Annotated in this window: 13 protein-coding genes; 5 read left to right on the forward strand and 8 right to left on the reverse strand. The window is 63.4% G+C overall.

What is annotated here, in order from left to right:
• From H6X51_RS03120 to fabI, 5 genes are read left to right on the forward strand one after another with little or no spacing between them, the layout of a single operon-like run.
• On the forward strand, nucleotides 1-1,836 hold the full coding sequence (locus tag H6X51_RS03120) for an extracellular solute-binding protein (protein WP_185266051.1): 1,836 nt from the start codon (nucleotides 1-3) through the stop codon (nucleotides 1,834-1,836).
• A gap of 3 nt (nucleotides 1,837-1,839) precedes the next feature.
• Entirely contained in the window at nucleotides 1,840-2,913 is a 1,074-nt protein-coding gene (locus tag H6X51_RS03125) for a microcin C ABC transporter permease YejB (protein WP_185266052.1), read from the forward strand.
• 3 nt (nucleotides 2,914-2,916) lie between these two features.
• A complete protein-coding gene (locus tag H6X51_RS03130; RefSeq protein ID WP_185266053.1) occupies nucleotides 2,917-3,945 on the forward strand; it encodes an ABC transporter permease in 1,029 nt (342 codons plus the stop codon).
• Nucleotide 3,946: 1 nt separating this feature from the next.
• Entirely contained in the window at nucleotides 3,947-5,572 is a 1,626-nt protein-coding gene (locus H6X51_RS03135) for an ABC transporter ATP-binding protein (protein ID WP_185266054.1), read from the forward strand.
• A 25-nt stretch (nucleotides 5,573-5,597) separates the two neighbouring features.
• The gene (gene fabI, locus H6X51_RS03140; protein ID WP_185266055.1) at nucleotides 5,598-6,398 is read left to right on the forward strand and encodes an enoyl-ACP reductase FabI; all 801 of its coding nucleotides are present in this window, start codon (nucleotides 5,598-5,600) and stop codon (nucleotides 6,396-6,398) included.
• A gap of 160 nt (nucleotides 6,399-6,558) precedes the next feature.
• Here the strand turns inward: fabI and H6X51_RS03145 are convergent, their stop codons facing one another.
• The 8 genes from H6X51_RS03145 to clpX form a co-directional block, all read right to left on the reverse strand.
• The gene (locus H6X51_RS03145; RefSeq protein ID WP_185266056.1) at nucleotides 6,559-7,980 is read right to left on the reverse strand and encodes an efflux transporter outer membrane subunit; all 1,422 of its coding nucleotides are present in this window, start codon (nucleotides 7,978-7,980) and stop codon (nucleotides 6,559-6,561) included.
• Nucleotides 7,977-11,075, reverse strand: a complete 3,099-nt coding sequence (locus H6X51_RS03150; protein ID WP_185266057.1) for an efflux RND transporter permease subunit — start codon at nucleotides 11,073-11,075, stop codon at nucleotides 7,977-7,979. Before H6X51_RS03150 ends, H6X51_RS03145 begins: the two co-directional genes overlap by 4 nt.
• Complete coding sequence (locus H6X51_RS03155) at nucleotides 11,075-14,167, reverse strand: multidrug efflux RND transporter permease subunit (RefSeq protein ID WP_185266058.1); 3,093 nt, start codon at nucleotides 14,165-14,167, stop codon at nucleotides 11,075-11,077. Before H6X51_RS03155 ends, H6X51_RS03150 begins: the two co-directional genes overlap by 1 nt.
• Before the next feature lie 55 nt (nucleotides 14,168-14,222).
• Nucleotides 14,223-15,389: an efflux RND transporter periplasmic adaptor subunit gene (locus H6X51_RS03160; protein WP_185266059.1), complete on the reverse strand. Its 1,167-nt coding sequence runs from the start codon at nucleotides 15,387-15,389 to the stop codon at nucleotides 14,223-14,225.
• Between the two features lie 234 nt (nucleotides 15,390-15,623).
• Nucleotides 15,624-17,510, reverse strand: coding sequence for a SurA N-terminal domain-containing protein (locus H6X51_RS20225; protein ID WP_268898587.1), 1,887 nt, complete (start codon nucleotides 17,508-17,510; stop codon nucleotides 15,624-15,626).
• Nucleotides 17,511-17,731: 221 nt separating this feature from the next.
• Nucleotides 17,732-18,004 carry a nucleoid-associated protein HU-beta gene (gene hupB / locus H6X51_RS03170; RefSeq protein WP_105645642.1) on the reverse strand — a complete coding sequence of 91 codons (273 nt, stop codon included), beginning with the start codon at nucleotides 18,002-18,004 and terminating at the stop codon, nucleotides 17,732-17,734.
• Nucleotides 18,005-18,215: 211 nt separating this feature from the next.
• Nucleotides 18,216-20,615, reverse strand: a complete 2,400-nt coding sequence (gene lon, locus H6X51_RS03175; RefSeq protein ID WP_185266060.1) for an endopeptidase La — start codon at nucleotides 20,613-20,615, stop codon at nucleotides 18,216-18,218.
• 188 nt (nucleotides 20,616-20,803) lie between these two features.
• Entirely contained in the window at nucleotides 20,804-22,087 is a 1,284-nt protein-coding gene (gene clpX, locus H6X51_RS03180; RefSeq protein WP_185266061.1) for an ATP-dependent Clp protease ATP-binding subunit ClpX, read from the reverse strand.
• Between the last annotated feature and the right edge of the window lie 9 nt (nucleotides 22,088-22,096).

Genomic DNA, 22,096 nt, shown 5'->3' on the forward strand with positions numbered 1-22,096 from the left:
ATGTTCGATATGTTGAAAACCTGTCTGGGATGCCTGTTGCTGGCCACCTCCGTGGCCACCAGTGCCGCGCCCGGCAGTCACGCGATGACACTGTATGGCGAGCCGCCCAAGTACCCGGAGGGTTTCAGCCATTTCGACTACGTCAACCCCGATGCCCCCAAGGGCGGCACCCTGCGCCTGTCCGGCTTCGGCAGTTTCGACTCCTTCAACGGCTTCATCAGCCGCGGCACCCCCGCCGACCAGGTCGGACTGATCTATGACACCCTGACCGCGCATGCCCTGGATGAGCCCTTCACCGAATACGGTCTGCTGGCCGAACGCATCGAAAAGGCCGATGACAATACCTGGGTGCGCTTCCATCTGCGCCCGCAGGCGCGCTTCCACGACGGCCAGCCGGTCACCGCCGCCGATGTGGTGTTCACCTTCAATACCCTGCTGGAGCATGGTGCGCCCTTCTATCGCGCCTATTACGGTGATGTAAGGGAAGTCGTGGCGGACAACGAGCACAGCGTCACCTTCCACTTCCAGCATGGCCGCAACCGGGAGCTGCCGCTGGTGCTGGGCCAGTTACCGGTATTGCCGGCACATTACTGGGCCGAGCGCGACTTCACCCGCAGCGGCCTGGAACCGCCTCTGGGCAGCGGCCCCTACCGCATCGGCCAGGTGCGTCCCGGGCGCTCCATCAGCTACGAGCGGGTAGCCGACTACTGGGCCGCCGACCTGCCGGTACGCCGCGGCTTCTATAATTTCGACCGCATCACCATCGACTACTACCGTGACCTCGGTGTCGCCCTGGAAGCCTTCAAGGCCGGGCAGTTCGACTTCAACGAGGAGTACAGCGCGAAGAACTGGAGCACCGGCTACGACAGCCCGGCGCTGAGCGCCGGGCGGATCGTCAGGGAGGAGATCCCCAATCTCAACACCAGGGGCATGCAAGGCTTCGTGTTCAACCTGCGCAAACCCTATTTCCAGGATGTACGGGTACGCCAGGCCATCGCCCTGCTGTTCGATTTCGAATGGGCCAACGGCCGCCTGTTCCATGACGCCTATACCCGCAGCTCCAGCTACTTCGGCAATTCCGAACTGGGCGCCGAGGGGTTGCCGGGGGACGACGAGCTGGCGTTGCTCGAACCGCTGCGCGAGCAACTGCCTGAGGCCGCATTCGGGCCAGCCTATGTACCGCCGGTCACCGATGGCAGCGGCAGTATCCGCGAGCAACGCCGCCAGGCCTACGCACTGCTGCAGGAGGCCGGCTGGCGCATCGAGGATGATCGCCTGGTGAATGCCGAGGGCGAGCCGCTGAGTTTCGAGTTCCTGCTGATCCAGGCCGACTTCGAGCGCGTGCTGCTGCCGTTCAAGCGCAACCTGGCCTCGCTCGGTATCAATATGGAGCTGCGGCGTATCGATGTATCCCAGTACGTCAACCGCCTGCGCTCGCGCGACTTCGACATGGTGGTGACCAGCTTCGCCCAGTCCAACTCGCCGGGCAATGAACAACGCGAATACTGGCACTCCAGCAGCGCCGACAATCCCGGCAGCCGCAACCTGATGGGGCTACAGGACCCGGCCATCGACCAACTGGTAGAAGGCCTGATCCAGGCCGACTCCCGGGCCGAGCTGATCAGCCATACCCGCGCCCTGGATCGGGTACTGCGGGCCGGGCATTACCTGGTACCCAATTACCACACCAGCCTGTACCGCGTGGCCTATTGGAAAAAGTTCGCCCACCCACCGGTCGCTCCCAAGTACGACCTGGGGTTGTACACCTGGTGGGCGACCGGCGCCGCGGAACAACCCGCTCCCGTGCTCCTGCCCGACCCTGCGCAGGAGAACTGATCCATGCTCGCCTATATCATCCGTCGGCTGTTGCTGATCATCCCTACCCTGTTCGGCATCCTGCTGATCAACTTCCTGATCATCCAGGCCGCCCCGGGCGGCCCGGTGGAGCAGATGATCGCCAACCTGGAGGGCTTCGAGGGCGCCACCAGCCGGATCTCCGGCAGCATGCAGGGCGAGGTCGCCAGCGGCAGCAACTACCGCGGCGCCCAGGGGCTTGACCCGGACATCATCGCCGAGATCGAACGCATGTACGGTTTCGACAAGCCGGCGCACGAGCGTTTCTGGCTGATGATCAAGGGCTACCTGACCTTCGACTTCGGCGACAGCTTCTTCCGCGATGCCAGCGTCATCGACCTGATCATCGAGAAGATGCCGGTATCCATTTCCCTGGGGCTATGGACCACCCTGCTCACCTACCTGATCTCCATTCCGCTGGGTATTCGCAAGGCGATACGTCACGGCTCGGCGTTCGATGTCTGGACCAGTTCGCTGATCATCGTCGGCTACGCCATCCCCGGCTTCCTGCTGGCGATCCTGCTGATCGTGCTGTTCGCCGGCGGCAGCTATTTCGACTGGTTCCCGCTGCGCGGGCTGACCTCCAACAACTGGGAGGAACTGACCACCTGGGGCAAGATCACCGACTACCTGTGGCACCTGGTGCTGCCGATCACCGCCATGGTCATCGGCAGCTTCGCCACCCTGACCATGCTGACCAAGAACTGCTTCCTCGACGAGATCGGCAAGCAGTATGTGGTCACCGCCCGGGCCAAGGGCCTGTCGGAGAACCGGGTGTTGTACGGCCACGTGTTCCGCAACGCCATGCTGCTGATCATTGCCGGCTTCCCTGCGGCACTGATCAGCGTGTTCTTCACCGGAGCGCTGCTGATCGAGGTGATCTTTTCGCTGGATGGCCTGGGGCTGCTCGGCTTCGAGGCGGCGATCAACCGGGACTACCCGTTGATGTTCGGCACCCTGTACATCTTCACCCTGCTGGGCCTGGTGGTGAAGCTGATCGGCGATATCGCCTACACCCTGGTCGATCCGCGCATCGACTTCGAAAGCCGGGAGGGTTGAGCGATGCCGCGTTTCCAGCTGTCACCACTCAACCGTCGCCGCTTCGCCCGCTTTCGCGCCAATCGCCGTGGCTGGTGGTCACTGCATATCTTCATGCTGCTGTTCGTACTCAGCCTGGGTGCCGAATTCATCGCAAACGACAAGCCGCTGCTGCTCGGCTACCAGGACGAGTTGTATTTCCCGGTATTCAAGCGCTACGCCGAAACCGAGTTCGGCGGCGAGTTTCCCATCGAGGCCGATTATCGCAGTCCCTATGTGCGTGAGCTGATCGATGAGGCCGGGGGCTGGATGCTGTGGCCGCCGATCCCCTACAGCTACCAGACCATCAATTACGAGCTGCAATTGCCAGCACCGGCACCGCCCTCGGCGGACAACTGGCTCGGCACCGATGACCAGGCCCGGGATGTCATGGCCCGGGTCATCTACGGCTTCCGCATCTCGGTGCTGTTCGCCCTGACCCTGACCATCCTCAGCTCGATCATCGGCGTCATCGCCGGTGCCATCCAGGGTTTCTATGGTGGACGCATCGACCTGATCGGCCAGCGTTTCATCGAGGTCTGGTCGGGTCTGCCGGTGTTGTACCTGTTGATCATCCTGGCCAGCTTCGTGCAACCGAACTTCTGGTGGTTGCTGGGCATCATGTTGCTGTTTTCCTGGATGGCGCTGGTGGATGTGGTGCGTGCCGAATTCCTGCGTGGGCGCAACCTGGAATACGTACGCGCGGCCCGTGCCCTGGGCGCCGGCAACGCCAGCATCATGTTCCGGCATATCCTGCCCAACGCCATGGTCGCCACCCTGACCTTCTTCCCGTTCATTCTCACCGGCGGGGTGATCACCCTGACCTCACTGGACTTCCTCGGCTTCGGCCTGCCACCGGGTTCGCCCTCGCTGGGTGAGCTGATCGCCCAGGGCAAGGCCAACCTGCAGGCGCCCTGGCTGGGCATCACCGCCTTCGTGGTGCTGTCGGTGATGCTGTCCCTGCTGGTATTCATTGGCGAGGCGCTGCGTGATGCCTTCGACCCGAGGAAATGACATGAGCCAACCGCCATTGATACGGATCGAGAACCTCAGCGTGGCCTTCGCCAGCGAACGCGAGGAAGTGCTCGCGGTGCGCGACGTGAGTTTCGATATCCTGCCGGGCCAGACCCTGGCGCTGGTCGGCGAGAGCGGCTCGGGCAAGTCGGTGACGGCCCACTCGATCCTGCGACTGCTGCCCTACCCCCACGCCCGTCACCCCGGCGGACGCATCCTCTACCAGCAGCAGGACCTGCTCAGCGCACCGGAGAAATTGCTGCGCAAGGTGCGTGGCAACCGCATCTCGATGATCTTCCAGGAGCCCATGAGTTCGCTGAACCCGCTGCACACGGTGGAGCGTCAGATCAACGAGGTGTTGACGCTGCACAAGGGGCTGGACAAGAAGGCGGCACGCCAGCGCACCCTGGAACTGCTGGAGCTGGTGGGTATACCCGAGCCGGCCAAGCGCCTGGGTGCCTACCCCCATGAGCTGTCCGGCGGCCAGCGGCAGCGGGTAATGATCGCCATGGCGCTGGCCAACGAGCCGGAGCTGCTGATTGCCGACGAACCGACCACCGCGCTGGACGTCACCGTGCAGCTGAAGATCCTCGAACTGCTGCAATCGCTGCAGCAGAAACTGGGCATGGCGCTGCTGCTGATCAGCCACGACCTGAACCTGGTGCGAAAAATTGCCCATCGGGTATGTGTCATGTACCAGGGTCAGGTCGTCGAACAGAACGATTGTGCAGAGTTGTTCGCCCGGCCGCAGCATGCCTACACGCAACAACTGCTGGCTGCCGACCCGTCCGGTGGCCCGGTCGGCATTGACCCGGACGCGCCCGTGGTCATGCGCGCCGAGCAGTTGCGGGTCTGGTTTCCGATCCGCCAGGGCGTGTTCAAGCGTACGGTGGATCATGTCAAGGCGGTCACCGACGCCAGCTTCAGCCTGCAACGCGGGCAGACGCTGGGCATCGTCGGCGAAAGCGGTTCGGGCAAGACCACCCTGGGACTGGCACTATTGCGGCTGGTGGAAAGCCAGGGGCTGATAGAATGCAACGGGCAGCGCCTCGACGGGCTCGATCAGCGGGCGGTACGACCGGTGCGGCGGCAGTTCCAGGTGGTGTTCCAGGACCCCTTCGGTAGCCTGAGTCCGCGCATGTCGATTGCGCAGATCATCAGCGAAGGACTGGAGATTCACCGCATCGGCACGGCGGAGGAACGTGAGCAGATGGTCATCCAGGCCATGCAGGAAGTCGGCCTGGACCCGGACAGCCGGCACCGCTACCCGCACGAGTTTTCCGGCGGGCAGCGCCAGCGCGTCGCCATAGCGCGGGCGCTGGTGCTCAAGCCGTCGCTGATCCTGCTGGACGAGCCCACCTCGGCGCTGGATCGGACGGTGCAGGGCCAGGTGGTCGAGTTGCTGCGTGAGCTGCAGCGCAAGCACAATCTGAGTTATCTGTTCATAAGCCACGACCTGGCGGTGGTCAGGGCCCTCAGTCACCAGCTGATGGTCATACGCCGGGGTGAAATCGTAGAACAGGGACCGGCCGAGCAGATCTTTGCCTCGCCGCAACATGACTATACCCGTCAGTTGCTGGAGGCAGCGTTCGCCCACCCGGTATCCGATAAGTCGGCCTCGGTTTGAGGCCATTGCAAAACAGGAAAAGAACATGGGATTTCTAAGCGGAAAACGCGTACTCATCGTTGGCGTAGCCAGCAAACTGTCCATCGCTTCGGGCATTGCCGCAGCCATGCACCGCGAAGGGGCTGAGCTGGCCTTCACCTACCAGAACGACAAGCTCAAGGGCCGTGTCGAAGGTTTCGCCAGTGACTGGGGCTCCAGTGCCGATATGTGCTTCCCCTGTGATGTGGCCGATGATGCACAGATCGAGCACGTATTCGCCGAGCTGAGCAAGAAGTGGCCCGACGGCATCGACTGCATCGTGCATTCGGTGGGCTTCGCCCCTGGCGATCAGCTGGACGGCGACTTCACCGAGGTGACCACCCGTGAGGGCTTCAAGATCGCCCATGACATCAGCGCCTACAGCTTCGTCGCTCTGGCCAAGGCCGGTCGCGAGCTGCTCAAGAAGCGCAACGGCAACCTGCTGACCCTGAGCTACCTGGGCGCGGTACGCACCATGCCCAACTACAACGTCATGGGCATGGCCAAGGCCAGCCTGGAAGCCGGCGTACGCTACCTGGCTGGCAGCCTGGGCGAGGACGGCATCCGCGTCAACGCCATCTCCGCCGGCCCGATCCGCACCCTGGCCGCCTCCGGCATCAAGAGCTTCCGCAAGATGCTGGCCTACAACGAAGCCCGCACCCCGCTGCGCCGCAACGTGACCATCGAGGAAGTCGGCAATGCCGGTGCCTTCCTCTGCTCGGACCTGGCCTCGGGTATTTCCGGTGAGATCCTGTATGTCGATGGTGGCTTCAACACCACCGCCATGGGCAATCTCGACCAGGAATAAGCTGTACCGGCGAGCCGCCCCTTATCGCGGCGGGGCGCCGCTCCTACAACATGCACCTTGTGGGCGCCCCGCTTCGAGACTCTTCCTCGTCATTCTTCGCGAAGGCGAAGGATGACGGGGTAAGCGAACCGCATTACGCCCCGGGGCGATGGTTTTGCCGCTATTTCCCCGTTACCGACTGGATCACCGGATCATCCAGATCCCAGCCCCCACCGATGATCGCTGCCAGTTGCAGCGTGGCCGCCAATCTCTCGGCATGAATGTCCACTGCCACGCGCCGGGTACTCAGGGTGGTGTTCTGCGCGGTCGCCACCTCCAGGAAGGAAACCTGCCCCGCGCGATAGCGGTTGGTGATCACCCGCTCGTTCTCCAGCGCCAGTTGCAACAGGGCATCCTGCTGCTCGGTCTTCTCGGTGAGAATCTGCAGCGTGGCCAGGGCATCCTCCAATTCCCGCAGGCTGTCGAGTACGGTCTGGCGGTAGAACGCCGCCTGTTCATCGTAGCGGGCCAACGCCATATCTCGCGTCGCCGCACGCTGACCGCCATCGAACAAGGTCTGGGCCAGGGTCGGTCCAAGTGACCAGACCCTGGCAGGCGAGTCGAACAGACCGCTGAAACTACCGCTCTGCACGCCGCCCCACAGATCCAGTGTCAAATCAGGCAGCCAGGCGGTCTGAGCCACCCCAATGCGGGCATTGGCCGCCGCTACCTGGCGCTCGGCGGCCACCACATCGGGACGCCGGGCAATCAACACCGCCGGCAGGCTTTGCGGCAAGGCGGGGACGGCGGGCAGCTGCTCCCCTTCCTGCTGCAGAGCGAGATCGGCCGGAGCGACACCCAGCAACGCCGCCAGCGCGTTCTGCTCCCTGGCCCGGGCCGCCTGCAGGTCGTACATCTCGGTACGCAGCGACTGGCGCTGGGTCTCGGCCTGGATCACATCGGCCCGCGACACTATGCCGGCCTCATACTGGTTGCGAGTCAGGCTCGCGGAGCGGTCGTAGGCGACCATGGTTTCGTTGAGAATGTCCTGCTGGCGATCCAGTGCGCGCAGATTGACAAAGGCCCCGGCCACGGCCACCTGGATTGCCAGGCGTGCCGCAGCCAGGTCGGCGGCGCTGGCCTGCAGGCCGGCCTGATCGGCCTCGATTTCCCGGCGCACCCGGCCCCACAGGTCCGGCGCCCAGCCGATCTGCAGACGGGCATCGTACTGCTCGGAGGCCGATCGCCCGGTGTCCCCGCTGCCACCGCTGCGGCTGCCACCCAGGCTGGCCCCCACCTCAGGGCTCAAGCCTCCGCGGGACAGGCGCCACTGCGCTTCGGCGGCGCGAAAGCGCGCCTCGGCCTGGGCCAGGGTCTGGTTCGCCCGGGTGCTGCGCTCCACCAGCGCGGTCAAGGTATCGTCTTCGAATGCCAGCCACCAGCTGCCGCTGGCTGCCCAGCTCTGCGCGGGTATCGGCTGCCAGCCATCCTGATAGCGGATGGTGGCGGTATCCACGGTGTCGGGCTGGATATAATCCGGTCCCAGGGTGCAGCCAGACAGAAGCACGGCGAACAGAGGCAAGGACAGCAGCTGTATTTTCATGGCGATGGATTCATTGAGTCGACCGGTTGCTCCCGGTTGCGCAGCACCCGCTGACGCAGGCGCTCCAGATACAGGTAGATGACGGGTGTGGTGTACAGGGTCAGCAATTGACTGACCGCCAGCCCGCCGATGATGGTGATACCCAGCGGCCGGCGCATTTCCGCGCCCTCGCCGAAGCCCAGCACCAGTGGTACGGCGCCGAGCAGGCCGGCCAGGTTGGTCATCAGGATCGGGCGCAGGCGCAACAGCGCCGCCTGGCGGATTGCGGCATGGGGCGCCAGGCCATCACGGCGTTGGGCCTCGAGCGCGAAGTCGATCATCATGATGGCGTTCTTCATTACCACGCCGATCAGCAGGAACAGCCCCAGCAAGGCGATCAGGCTGAAATTCGTGCCACTGAAATTCAGTGCCAGCAGTGCGCCGACGCCGGCCGACGGCAGGGTCGACAGTATCGTCAGCGGATGCAGGGTGCTTTCGTACAGCACGCCGAGTACCAGATAAACCGCCAGCACCACCCACAGCAGCAACCACGGCTGGTTGAGATTGACGCTGAAGTCCGGCCGGCCGGATGAGGCCGGCACCGTATGCACGCTGGTCGGCAGCATGATCTCACCGAGCATGCGGTCGATCGCCTGCTCGGCTTCATAGGCCGTCACGCCGGGCGCCAGTGCATAGCCGACACCCACCGAGGCGAACTGCCCATCATGCCGCACCCGGTCGCTGGCCATGCCATAGTCCCAGCTGGCAAAGGTGGACAGTGGCACCCGCGTGCCACTGTCGGTGACTACCTCGATCTGCCCCAGCACTGCCGGGTCCTCGGTATAGCGCGGGTCAAGCTCCATCACCACCCGATACTGGTTCAGCTCGTCGTAGAGCGTGGCCACCTGGCGCTGGGAAAAGGAGTTGTTGAGCAACGAGGCGATGGTCGCCATGTCCACGCCAAGGCGACGGGCCGCCTCCCGGTCTATATCGAGTACCACCTGCCGGGTTTCCTCACCGCCGGTCGAATCGACATCCACCAGTTCGGGCAGCTCCTGCATGGCCTCCGATACCCGTCGCGACCACAATTTCAGCGCCTCCAGCGAGTCGGAACGCAATACCACTTCGTGTTCGCTGCGCCGGAACGGCGAACCCAGGTGCAGATCCTGATCCACCATCAGCATCATCAGCGCGCCGGGAATCTGCGGCGTGTTCTGCCGCAGTCGCTCGACCACCTGCTGGGCGGAAACGCCGCGCTCCTCCAGCGGTTTGAGATTGATCGACAGCTGGGCATTGGTGGTGCCGCCGGCGCCGCCACTGGTACCGGTCAGGTCCTGCACCGCCGGGTCGGCCAGGATGTACTGGCGGTAGGCTTCGATCTTGGGCTGCATGACCCGGAAGGAGAAGCCATCGTCACCGCGCACGAAGCCACGGATCTGCCCGGTGTCCTGCTGCGGCAGGGTTTCCTTGGTGATATCGATATACAGCCAGGTATTGCCGGCGACCACCACCACCAATGCCACCATGACCAGCACGCCGCGGCACAGCGCCCAGTCCAGGCTAGCCTGGTAACCGTCGCGCAGCGCTCCGAACAGGCTGGCGCTATAGCGCGCCACCGGCCCTGGTGTCTGCTCTCCCCGGCTCTGCAACCACAGCGCGCAGAGACTCGGCGTCAGCGTCAGGGAAACCAGCAGGGAGATCAGCATGGCCGCCGCCAGGGTAATGGAGAACTCGCGGAACAGTCGCTCCACCACCCCGCCCATGAACAGAATGGAGACGAACACCACCACCAGCGCGACGTTCATTGCCAGCAGGGTAAAGCCCACCTCCCGGGTTCCGGTCAGCGCTGCCTGGAAGGGCGTCAGGCCATTCTCGATATGCCGCTCGACGTTCTCCAGCACCACGATGGCATCGTCCACCACCAGTCCGGCGGCGACGATCAGCGCCATCAATGACAGGTTGTTGAGGGAGAAACCGTAGAAGTACATGACCACGAAGCTGCCGACCAGTGATACCGGCAGTGCCACCGAGGGGATCAATGCGGTGCGTGCGCTGCCGAGGAACAGCCAGACCACCAGCACTACCAGCAGCGAGGCCAGCACCAGGGTGAACTGGGCCTCGTTGAGCGTGGCGCGGATCACCGGCGAGCGGTCCATCACTACGGCCAGCTCGCTGTCGGCGGGCATCAGTGCCTGCAATTGCGGCAACTGCTCATGGATGGCATCGATGGTGCGCACGATATTGGCGCCGCTCTGGCGACTGATCATCAGGATCACCGCCGGATCATGGTTGTGAAAACCACTGGTATAGCGGTTCTCCACCGAGTCGCTGACGCTGGCCAGGTCACCGAGGCGCACCATTGCGCCATCCCGGTGGCGGATTACCAGCCCACGGTACTGTTCGGCGGTGCGCAGCGAATCGCTGATGCCCACCCGCCAGCGGTGCTGCTCATCCTCGATGAAGCCCAGCGGATACAACGCCGTACTCTGGGTGATGGCGCTGCGCACCTCGTCCAGGGCGATACCGTTGTGCAGCAAGGCGCCGGGGTCCAGTTGCACCCGTACCGCCGGCAACGAAGCACCGGTGACGCTCACCTCCCCCACCCCGGTGATCTGCGCCAGTTTCTGCGCCAGGATGGTCGAGGCCGCATCGTAGAGATCGCTGGACGCCAGGTTGGCCGAGCTGAGCGCCAGTGCCATGATCGGCGCCTGGGATGGATTGACCTTGCGGTATTGCGGGTTGCCCGGCATACCGGCGGGCAACTCGCCACGCACCGTATTGATGGCCGCCTGCACTTCCCGCGCGGCCTCGTCGATATTGCGGTCCAGTTCGAACTGCAACATGATCTCGGTGGAGCCCTGGTTGCTGCCGGAAGTGATCGCGACCACCCCGGAAATACTACCCAGCGCCCGTTCCAGTGGCGTGGCAACGGTGGTCGCCATGCTTTCCGGGCTGGCCCCCGGCAGGCTGGCGCTGACCGTGATCACCGGGAAGTCCACTTCCGGTAGCGGCGCCACCGGCAGCAGCCGCCAGGCCAGCAGACCGCAGGCCAGCAGGGCCAGGGCCAGCAAACAGCTGGCTATCGGCCGACTGACGAACAGGCGTGCGGGGTTCATCAGCCCTGGCTCGCCGCGTCCGCACCCGCCGGGCTACGGCGACGCCGCCCCAACCGGTCGAAGAACAGGTATACCACCGGGGTGGTGAACAGCGTCAACACCTGGCTGACCAGCAAGCCGCCGACCATCACCAGGCCCAACGGCTGGCGCAGCTCTGCCCCCGAACCACTGGCCAGCATCAGCGGCACCGCGCCGAACAGGGCCGCCAGGGTCGTCATCAGGATCGGCCGGAAGCGCAGCATCGCCGCGCGGTGGATCGCCTGGCGCGGTGCCATGCCCTGGTTGCGCTGGGCTTCGAGCGCGAAGTCCACCATCATGATGCCGTTCTTCTTCACCAGACCGATCAGCAATACCACCCCGACCACCGCAATCATGTCCAGCGCCCGGCCACTGACCAGCAGCGCCAACAGTGCGCCTACCGTCGCCGAGGGCAGCGTGGATAGAATGGTGATCGGGTGGATGGTGCTCTCATAGAGTACGCCGAGCACTATGTACATGGTCAGGATCGCCGCCAGAATCAACCACAGGGTATTGGACAGCGACGCCTGGAAGGCTTCGGCTGCGCCCTGGAAGCGGGTCTCGATCTCCGCCGGCATGGCCAGCTCCTGCTTGACCTGCTCGATCGCCGCCACCGCCTGGCCGAGCGAAGCCTTCGCCCCGAGATTGAAGGACACCGTGGCCACCGGGAACTGCCCCTGATGGTTGATCATCAGCGAGGTCGCACGCTGGTGCAATCGCGCCACGCTGGCCAGCGGCGCCTGGCCGCCCGAAGCGGTGGGCAGGTAGATGCTGCTCAGCGCTTCCGGCCCCCGGGCCAGCGCCGGGTCCATCTCCAACACCACCCGGTACTGGTTGGCCTGGGTGAACAGCGTGGAAATCTGCCGCTGGCCGAAGGCGTTCTGCAACACCTCGGCGATGTTCGATACGCTTATACCGAGGCGCGCGGCGGCGTCGCGGTCGATTTCCAGGTAGAGTTCCTGGCCGCGCTGCTGCAGGTCGGATGCCACGTCGGTCAGTTCCGCACGCTGGCTCAGGGCGTCCACCAGGCGCGGGGTCCACTCACCGAGGGTCTCGCTGTCCAGGCTGGTCAGGGTGAACTGGTACTGGGTCCGGGCCACCCGATCCTCGATGCTCAGCTCCTGCACCGGCTGGAACCAGGCCTGGATACCTTCGACCTCGGCGGCGCGCTGGCGCAGTCGCTCCATGACGGTGAACACCGATTCGCTGCGTTCCCTGTGCGGCGGCAGGTTGATGAACATGCGACCGCTGTTGAGACTGGCGTTGGTACCATCCACACCGATGAAGGATGACAGGCTGACCACCCCGGTATCCTCCAGCAGGGCCGCGCCCAGGGCCTGCTGCCGCTCGCCCATGGCGCCGAAGGAAACATCCTGCGGGGCTTCGGTCACCACCTGGATCACGCCGCTGTCCTGCACCGGAAAGAAATCCTTGGGCACCGCCAGATACAGCAGCGCGGTCAGGCCGATGGTCGCCAGCATCACCAGCAGCATCAGTGGCTGGCGATCCAGCACCCAGTCGAGCCACTCGCCGTAGCGGCGGATGGTGCGGCTCATCAGGCTGGCGTCCTCGGCCTGCTCGTCATGGGCCAGCGGCTCGCGCAGCATGCGCGCGCACATCATCGGCGTCAGCGTCAGCGACACTACCAGGGAAATAGCGATGGCCACCGCCAGGGTCACGGCAAACTCGTGGAACAACCTTCCCACCAGGTCGCCCATGAACAGCAGCGGGATCAGTACCGCGATCAACGACAGGGTCAGCGAGATCAGAGTGAAACCGATCTGCGCCGCCCCCTTGAGCGCGGCCTCCATCGGTGACGCGCCCTGCTCCCGGTGCCGGGCGATGTTCTCCAGCATGACGATGGCATCATCCACTACGAATCCGGTGGCGATGGTCAGCGCCATCAGCGTCAGGTTGTTGATGGAGAAGCCCATCAGGTACATGAAGCCGAAGGTGCCGACCAGCGACAGCGGCACGGCGATACTGGGGATGATGGTGGCGGGAATGCTGCGCAGAAAGGCGAAGGTCACCAGTACCACGAGGAAAATCGCGAACAGCAGCTCCTGCTGCACGTCGCGCACCGAGGCGCGGATACTCTGGGTACGGTCGGTGAGCACCATCACGTCCACCGCCGCCGGCAGGGTCGCGGTCAACTGCGGCAACAGCGCCTGCACCCGGTCCGCTACCTCGATGACATTGGCGCCGGGCTGGCGCTGGACATTGAGCAACACCGCTGGCTGAGCATTGGCCCAGGCCGAGAGAAAACGGTCTTCAGCGCCGTCGATGATATTGGCCACATCACCCAGGCGCAGGGCGGCGCCATCCTGCCAGGCGAGGATCAGGTCGTGATAGTCCTGCACCGAGCGGATCTGGTCGTTGGCGTCCAGCATGGTGGTGCGATGCGGGCCGTCGAAGCTGCCCTTGGGCTGGTTGACGTTGGTCGCGGCGATGGCCGCACGCACATCGTCGAGGCTCAGGCCACGGGCGGCCAGCGCCGCCGGATTGGCCTGTACCCGCAGCGCCGGTCGCTGGCCGCCGGCCAGACTGACCATGCCCACCCCGGACAGCTGGGCGAGCTTCTGCGCCATGCGCGTGTCCACCAGATCATGAACCTGCGGCAGCGGCATGGCCTCGGAGGTGATCGCCAGGGTGAGGATGGGCGCATCCGCCGGGTTGACCTTGCGATAGATCGGCGGTGCCGGCAGATCATTGGGCAGCAGGCTGTCAGCGGTATTGATCGCCGCCTGCACTTCCTGCTCCGCTACCCCGAGGTCCACTTCCAGGCCGAACTGCAGGGTGACCACCGAGGCACCGGCGGAACTGGTGGAGGACATCTGCTTGAGCCCTGGAATCTGCCCCAGATGCCGCTCCAGCGGCGCAGTGATGGTGCGGGCGGTGACATTCGGCCCGGCACCCGGCTGGAAGGTGAAGACCTGGATGATCGGATAATCCACCTGTGGCAAGGCCGCCACCGGTAGCATCCGCCAGGCGATGATGCCGGTGATCAGGAACGCCAGCATCAGCAGCGAGGTGGCCACCGGACGCAGGATGAACGGACGCGACAGGCTGTTCATCTGCCGTTGCCCTCAGCCAGCGTCAGCGCAGTTGCGTTCCAGGTCAGCCAGCCCATCAACCGGCGTCCTCGTCGCTGATGACCACTTCGCGGCCCTCACGCAACCGGTCGAGCCCTTCCAGCACCACCAGTTCCCGCTCCTGCAGACCTTCGGTCACCGCCACCTGGCCATCGGCAGCAGTGGCCCCGAGCTTGACCAGTCGGGTGAAGGCCTTGTTCTCCTGTGGGTCGATCACATACACATAGGTGCCCCGGGAACCGAACTGCACCGCATCCGATGGAATGGTCACCACCGACGGCAAGGTTTGCAGGCGCAGGCGCACATTGACGAACTGGTTGGGGAACAGCTGGTCATCCTCGTTCTCGAACAGCGCCTTGACCCGCAGGGTGCCGGTGGCGATATCGATCTGGTTGTCCAGCGTATGCAGGCGGCCGCCGGCGAGCAGCTGCTGCTCACTGCGATCCAGCGCCTGCACCGCCAGTTCCGCACCGCTGGCCACGGCACGGCGCAGGGCCGGCACATCCGGCTCCGGGACGGTGAACTCCACGGCGATCGGACGCATCTGGGTGATGCTCACCAGGCCCTCGGTATCACCGCTGCTCACCAGGTTGCCGGCATCCACCCGGCGTAGCCCGAGCTTGCCGGCGATGGGCGCCTCGATGCGGGTCCAGGACAACTGCAGCCGGGCATCTTCGACCTGGGCCGCGTTGGCCTTGAGGCTGCCACGCAACTCCTCCACCAGGGCACGTTGACTGGTCAGTTGCTGGCGGGCGATGGAGTCCTGCTGGTACAGCCCTTCATATAGTTCCAGGTCCGCCTGGGCGTTGGCCAGTTGTGCCTGGTTCTGCTGGGCCTGACCCTCGGCCTGGGCCAGTTGCGCCCGATAGGGCAGCGGGTCGATCTCGGCCAGCAAGGTGGCCTGTTCCACCTCGCTGCCTTCAGTGAACAGTACCCGGTTCAGTACGCCGTCGACCCGACTGCGAACCGTTACCGTGTTCAGCGGGGTGACCGTGCCGATGGACTTGATCTGCACATCCAGACTGCCCCGTTCGACCGGAACGACACGGACCGGAACCGGCATATTCCAGGCACTGCGCTGCGGCAATGGTGCGGACGGCGGGGTTCTGCCAAGCAGATACCAGATGCCAACCAGTACCAGCAATAACGCGAGGACACCGATCAGACGTTTGTGGCGGGCGGACAGCGGTGAAGAGTCGGTCATGAAAAAGCACAAACCCCTATGTAGACGGACGGGATGACAGGGCTCTGCCATGGCGGCCCGATCGGAGCAGCGGCAACAGTAAAGGATCAAAGTGCCACTTGCAAACGATTATTCTTAACAAAAAGAAACCCCAAAGATCAGCCCTGGGATAAACAAAAAAACCGCGTGCCCTGGGGACACACGGTTTTTCTGCCTGGCCATCCGTGGCCGGGCGTGCGCTACTGGTTCAGGCGATCAGAAGCGCTCGATATCGGCCTTTTCCTGCAGCGCCTGGCGCACCGCCGAGAAGTCCTGTTCACCGGTCTGCCCGGCAATGTAGTTGCCGTACATGGGCGAATCGGCCTCGGCCAGCGCCTCTTCCGGCGTCGACACGCCGCGCAGCTCGACGATCCACTGGCTGCCATCGGGCTGACGGAAGTGGCCGTAGACCGGCGTATCGCCAGGCTTGGGCATGGCAAACACATTACGCAGCAAGGCCTGGGACACATCGCGGTCAGAGCGGCTGATCGCCTCATGGGTGTGCCACTGATGCCCCAACTGCTCGGTCAGTGCCTCGGTTTCCAGTGCCCCTTGCTGCAGCTGGACCACCAGCTCCTGCGCCTGCTCGTCAAGCTGCCGGGCGGCCTGGCGGAATTGCAGCAGGTCGGCGATTTCCGCCCGCACCTGCTCCAGCGGGCGCTGCTCAGGAGTCAGATGCTCCTTGACCCGCACCACCGCCACCGTATCGGCATCCAGCTCGATCAGCGGGCTGTTGCGGCGATCCAGCAGCACCTCTTCGGAGAAGGCGGCAGCCATGACTCGCGGATTGGCGGTGATACCTTCCCCACCACTGCGCTCCAGCGGACCATGGGTCTCGATTTCCACCTCCAGCACCCTGGCCGGCTCTTCCAGGTCTTCGGACTCATAGGCCAGGTTGGCCAGCTCCTGGGATACCTCGACGAAACGGCGCGCCACCTGCTCGTTCTTCAGTTCCCGCTCCAGGCTCGGGCGCATGGATTCCAGACTGGGTACGTCCGCCGACTGCAGGTCGGTCAGCTTGATCAGGTGATAACCGTAGTCGGTGCGTACCGGCGCGGAAACCTCGTTCTCCTGCAGCGCGAACAGCGCCTGCTCGAAATCCGGATCGAAGCTGTCATGCTCGATATAGCCCAGGTCACCCCCGCGGTTCACCGTGCCGGTGTCCTGGGACAGTTCCCTGGCCAGGGTTGCGAAGTCTTCACCGGCATCCAGCCGCGCCTTGGCCGCCTGCGCCTGCTCGAGTGCAGCTGTCTCATCATCGCCATCGATCTCGAACAGGATATGCGCGGCCCGGCGCTGCTCGGCCAGGTTACCGACTTCACGCTGGTACAACGCTTCCAGTGCGGCCTCATCGACCTCGGCCTGGTCAAAGAAGTCGCTGCGCGACAGCGTCAGGGTTTCCAGCACGACCTGTTCCGGACTGAAGAAGTCGGCCTGATTGTCGTTGTAGTACTGCTCTACCTGCTCATCGCTGACCTCGACGGCGCCAGCATCCAGGTCCAGCTCGATCACGGCGAAATCGCGGCTCTGGCTCTCCAGACGCGCCAGCGTCTGGCGTTCCATTGGTGTGGCGAAGGCGCTGGCCTGGTAGGCATTGCGCAGTTGCGCAAGCATCAGCTCCTGGCGCACCAGCTCACGAAACGCCATGCGCGAGCTCATGCCCATGTTGCGGATCACCACGTCGAAACGGTTGGCATCGAACTGGCCATTGACCTGGAAATCCGGCGTATTGAGCAGCATCTGGTCGATCATCTGCTCGGAGATGTTCAGCCTGGCATCCTTGGCGCCTTCCAGCAGCACCGCGCGCTCGATCAGGCCCTGCAGTACGGAGTCGCGCAGCAGTTGCTCATCGATCATGTCCGGGTCAAATTGCTCGCCCATCTGCTGCAGTTGCTGTGTCAGCTGGCGACGCTGCAGGGACACGGCCTGTTCCAGTTCAGCCGTACTGATGACGGTTCCGTTGACCTCCGCCGCTTTCTGATCATTACTGGTGAAACGACTGATGGACTCCCAACCGGTCAACGCGAAAATCAGCACAATGACGCCCACGATCACTTTCGCGACCCAGCTTTGCGCCCTGTCCCTCATATTTTGCAGCATCATGCCCCCAAATCTTCTGGTCAGTCGCCTGTGATTCGGCGACAAGGCCGGTAGATCATGCTCTACCCGCCGATCCTAAATCCTGTACAAACAAAAAAGGCGCACCGGAATGATGCGCCTTTCGGGAACTGACTGAACCTCTGTGTCTTTCCTGCTGACCAGGAGTCCAAACGCATGCGGCACATGGTGCGGTGCCGACATGTCCTGTCAGTTGCGGGACGCTATCAGTTGACGGCGTCCTTGAGTGCCTTACCAGCCTTGAAGCCAGGAATCTTGGCTGCGCTGATTTCAATCGGCTCGCCAGTTTGCGGGTTGCGACCAGTGCGGGCAGCGCGCTCCTTGACAGCAAAGGTACCAAAGCCCACCAGCACAACCGAATCACCTGCCTTCAGAGCACCAGTCACGGACTCGATGACGGCGTCCAGAGCACGACCGGCAGCAGCTTTCGGAATATCGGCAGATGCAGCGATGGCATCGATCAGTTCAGACTTGTTCACTCTAAGTCCCCTTATACATTTCAATGAGTTGATTAGTCGTTATGTAAGCTTGTGGTTCTAGCAACGCTGTAGCCAGTCAGCATACCTGCTTGGGTCGAAGCACGCTTTATATCAAGCGGTCAAAAACCGTGTCAAGGAATGCTTGCGGTAACGGCGGCATCGCCGCTGGATCAGGGTTTACCGCCCTGACCCAATACCGGCTAGCTTACCATCAATGCGTACTGATGCGGCCTTTTGCATCGGCATTATGAGGCTCTTCCTTGGCAACAATCTCATCCCCTTCCTCCTTCAGGGGCTTCGGCATGTATTGCAGCGCAATCTGCAGCACCTCGTCAATCCATTTCGCCGGGATGATTTCGATATCCTGCTTGATATTGTCGGGAATCTCCTTGAGATCCTTGAGATTGTCATGGGGAATCACCACGGTGCGGATGCCGCCACGGTGCGCCGCCAGCAGTTTTTCCTTGAGACCACCGATCGGCAGTACCTGGCCACGCAGAGTGATTTCCCCGGTCATGGCCACATCGGCCCGTACCGGAATCCTGCTCAGCGCCGAGACCAGGGCCGTGCACATACCAATACCGGCACTGGGGCCGTCCTTCGGCGTGGCGCCCTCGGGCACGTGGATATGGATGTCGTGCTTCTCATGGAAGTCGCTGGCAATCCCCAGGCTGGCGGCCCGGCTGCGCACCACGGTCAGCGCCGCACTGATCGACTCCTGCATCACGTCACCCAGCGAGCCGGTCTTGATCTGCCGGCCCTTGCCCGGCATCACCGCCGCCTCGATGCTCAGCAGCTCACCACCGACCTGAGTCCAGGCCAGCCCGGTGACCTGGCCGATCTGGTCGGCCTCCTCGGCCAGCCCGTACTTGAACTTGTGCACGCCCAGATGCTGCTCCAATAGCGCCGCATCCACTACCACCGGGCTACTTTTCGCCTGCTCGGCGTGCTCGCGCACCACCTTGCGGCAGACCTTGGCGATCTGGCGCTCCAAGCCCCGTACGCCGGCTTCGCGGGTGTAGTAGCGGATCAGGTCACGCAGCGACTCGGTACTGAAGGTCAGCTCATCCGGCTTCAGGCCGTTGTTCCTGATCTGCTTGGGCACCAGGTAACGCTGGGCGATATTGATCTTCTCATCCTCGGTGTAGCCCGGAATCCGGATGACCTCCATGCGGTCGAGCAGCGGCGCCGGGATATTCATCGAGTTGGAAGTGCAGATGAACATGACATCCGACAGGTCATAGTCCACTTCCAGATAGTGGTCGCTGAAGGCGTGGTTCTGTTCCGGGTCCAGCACCTCGAGCAGAGCCGAGGACGGATCGCCGCGCATGTCCTGGCCCATCTTGTCGATCTCGTCGAGCAGGAACAGCGGGTTCTTCACCCCGACCTTACTCATCTTCTGGATCAGCTTGCCCGGCAGCGAGCCGATATAGGTACGGCGGTGGCCACGGATCTCCGCCTCGTCGCGCACGCCACCCAGGGCCATGCGTACGAACTTGCGGTTGGTCGCCCGCGCCAGGGACTCACCCAGCGAGGTCTTGCCCACGCCGGGCGGCCCGACCAGGCACAGCACAGGCCCCTTGAGCTTGCGCACGCGCTTCTGCACGGCGAGGTACTCAATGATGCGTTCCTTGACCTCTTCCAGGCCGTAGTGATCGCTCTCCAGCACCTTCTCCGCATGCTTGAGATCATGCCGTACCCGGCTGGACTTGTTCCACGGCACGTTGCACAGCCACTCGATATAGGAACGCACCACAGTGGCCTCGGCGGACATCGGCGACATCATCTTCAGCTTGTTCAGCTCGGTGGTGGCCTTGTCCTTCGCTTCCTTGCTCATGCCGACGTCCTCAATCCGGCGCTGCAGTTCGTCCAGCTCGCTGCCACCCTCGTCGAGACCGCCCATTTCCTTCTGGATGGCCTTCATCTGTTCGTTCAGATAGTACTCGCGCTGGCTGCGCTCCATCTGCTTCTTGACCCGGCCACGGATGCGCTTCTCCACCTGCAGCAGATCGATCTCGGTATCCAGCACGCCCAGCACATGCTCGACCCGTTCACGCAGCGAGGTGATCTCCAGGATCGCCTGCTTCTGCTCGACCTTGAGATTCAGGTGCGCGGCCATGGTATCGACCAGGCGCCGCGGATCATCGATGCCCGCCAGCGAACTGACGGCCTCGGCGGGAATTTTCTTGCCCAGATTGACGAACTGCTCGAACTGGCTCATCAGGGTGCGCACCAGCACCTCGGCCTCGCGCTCGTCCAGCGGCGCCTCGTCGATCAGCGACACGCTGGCCTGCTGGTAGCCGTCCATCTCCTCGATATGCTCGACACGGGCCCGTTGCTCACCCTCGACCAGGACCTTGACCGTACCGTCGGGCAGCTTCAGCAGCTGCAGTATGGTTGCCATGGTGCCCAGGCCGTACAGCGCAGCGGGCGCCGGGTCGTCGTCCGCCGGGTTGCGCTGGGTCAGCAGCAGCACCTGCTTGTCCCCGACCATCGCGGCCTCCAGGGCCTCGATGGACTTGTTGCGACCAACGAACAAGGGAATGACCATGTGGGGGTACACCACCACATCACGCAGTGGCAGTAGCGGAAAAGCGCTGGGAGTCGTCATGCTTTGGGCTCGCTCGCAAGGGGGCACAGCCACAGGCCGCACCCGAAATTGAAAACACTCATGCAGTCAAGATGAGGGCGCGGGGATCAAATTACAAGATGCATTTGGCAGCGAATGTTGCCGTACAGGCCGGTTGATGAACCAGCGAAGGGAACCGCGCCGCCGGAAACGGCGGCGCGGGGAACAGCTCAGTCCTCGGGCATGACCTTGGGCGGTTGCTCGACGGACTCGTACATCAACAGCGGCTTGGCGCTGCCATTGATGACATTCTCGTCGATCACCACCTTGCTGACGTGCTCGGCCGAGGGGATCTCGTACATGGTGTCCAGCAACACGCTTTCCAGGATGGAACGCAGGCCACGGGCACCGGTCTTGCGCTTGAGCGCACGCTGGGCGATCGCTTTCAGTGCATCGGTACGGAACTCCAGCTCCACCCCTTCCATCTCGAACAGCCGGGCATACTGCTTGGTCAGCGAGTTCTTCGGCTCGGTGAGGATCTGGATCAATGCATCCTCGTCCAGCTCGGCCAGCGTCGCGATCACCGGCAGACGACCGACGAACTCGGGAATCAGGCCAAAACGCACCAGATCATCCGGCTCGACGTCCATCAGGGTTTCGCCGATCTTCTTGCCGCCATCCTTGCTGCGCACGCTGGCATTGAAGCCGATGCCGCTCTTCTCGGAACGGTCGCGGATGACTTTCTCCAGACCGGCGAAGGCACCACCGCAGATGAACAGGATGTTGCGCGTATCGACCTGCAGGAACTCCTGCTGCGGATGCTTGCGCCCACCCTGCGGCGGAACCGAGGCCACGGTGCCCTCGATCAGCTTCAGCAGCGCCTGCTGCACGCCCTCGCCCGAGACATCACGGGTGATCGACGGGTTGTCGGACTTGCGCGAGATCTTGTCGATCTCGTCGATGTAGACGATACCCATCTGGGCCTTCTCCACATCGTAGTCGCACTTCTGCAGCAGCTTCTGGATGATGTTCTCGACATCCTCACCGACGTAACCGGCCTCGGTCAGCGTGGTGGCGTCGGCGATGGTGAACGGCACGTTCAGCAATCGCGCCAGGGTTTCGGCCAGCAGGGTCTTGCCCGAACCGGTCGGACCTATGACCAGGATGTTGCTCTTGCCCAGCTCGACGTCATCCTTGCCTTCACGCTGGTTGAGTCGCTTGTAGTGGTTGTATACCGCCACCGACAGCACCTTCTTGGCCTGTTGCTGGCCAATCACGTACTGGTCGAGGATGCCACAGATCTCCATGGGCGAAGGCAGCTTCTGCTCACCGCTGTCGCTCTGGCTTTCCTGCACCTCTTCACGAATGATGTCGTTACACAGATCGACACACTCGTCACAAATAAATACGGAGGGGCCGGCAATCAGCTTGCGCACTTCATGCTGGCTCTTGCCGCAGAAGGAGCAATACAGCAGTTTGCCGTTGTCGTCACCCTTCCCAGTCATATCTGTCATCTAAAACCC

The sequence above is a fragment of the Halopseudomonas xiamenensis genome (assembly GCF_014219065.1).
Lineage (GTDB): Bacteria > Pseudomonadota > Gammaproteobacteria > Pseudomonadales > Pseudomonadaceae > Halopseudomonas > Halopseudomonas xiamenensis.

Excerpts from the sequence above, each read along its gene's own strand:
- H6X51_RS03120 (WP_185266051.1), top strand. The coding sequence starts at position 1 with ATGTTCGATATGTTGAAAACCTGTCTGGGATGCCTGTTGCTGGCCACC.
- H6X51_RS03150 (WP_185266057.1), bottom strand. The coding sequence starts at position 11,075 with ATGAACCCCGCACGCCTGTTCGTCAGTCGGCCGATAGCCAGCTGTTTG.
- H6X51_RS03135 (WP_185266054.1), top strand. The coding sequence starts at position 3,947 with ATGAGCCAACCGCCATTGATACGGATCGAGAACCTCAGCGTGGCCTTC.
- H6X51_RS20225 (WP_268898587.1), bottom strand. The coding sequence starts at position 17,510 with ATGATGCTGCAAAATATGAGGGACAGGGCGCAAAGCTGGGTCGCGAAA.
- clpX (WP_185266061.1), bottom strand. The coding sequence starts at position 22,087 with ATGACAGATATGACTGGGAAGGGTGACGACAACGGCAAACTGCTGTAT.
- lon (WP_185266060.1), bottom strand. The coding sequence starts at position 20,615 with ATGACGACTCCCAGCGCTTTTCCGCTACTGCCACTGCGTGATGTGGTG.
- H6X51_RS03125 (WP_185266052.1), top strand. The coding sequence starts at position 1,840 with ATGCTCGCCTATATCATCCGTCGGCTGTTGCTGATCATCCCTACCCTG.
- fabI (WP_185266055.1), top strand. The coding sequence starts at position 5,598 with ATGGGATTTCTAAGCGGAAAACGCGTACTCATCGTTGGCGTAGCCAGC.
- H6X51_RS03130 (WP_185266053.1), top strand. The coding sequence starts at position 2,917 with ATGCCGCGTTTCCAGCTGTCACCACTCAACCGTCGCCGCTTCGCCCGC.
- H6X51_RS03160 (WP_185266059.1), bottom strand. The coding sequence starts at position 15,389 with ATGACCGACTCTTCACCGCTGTCCGCCCGCCACAAACGTCTGATCGGT.
- H6X51_RS03155 (WP_185266058.1), bottom strand. The coding sequence starts at position 14,167 with ATGAACAGCCTGTCGCGTCCGTTCATCCTGCGTCCGGTGGCCACCTCG.
- H6X51_RS03145 (WP_185266056.1), bottom strand. The coding sequence starts at position 7,980 with ATGAAAATACAGCTGCTGTCCTTGCCTCTGTTCGCCGTGCTTCTGTCT.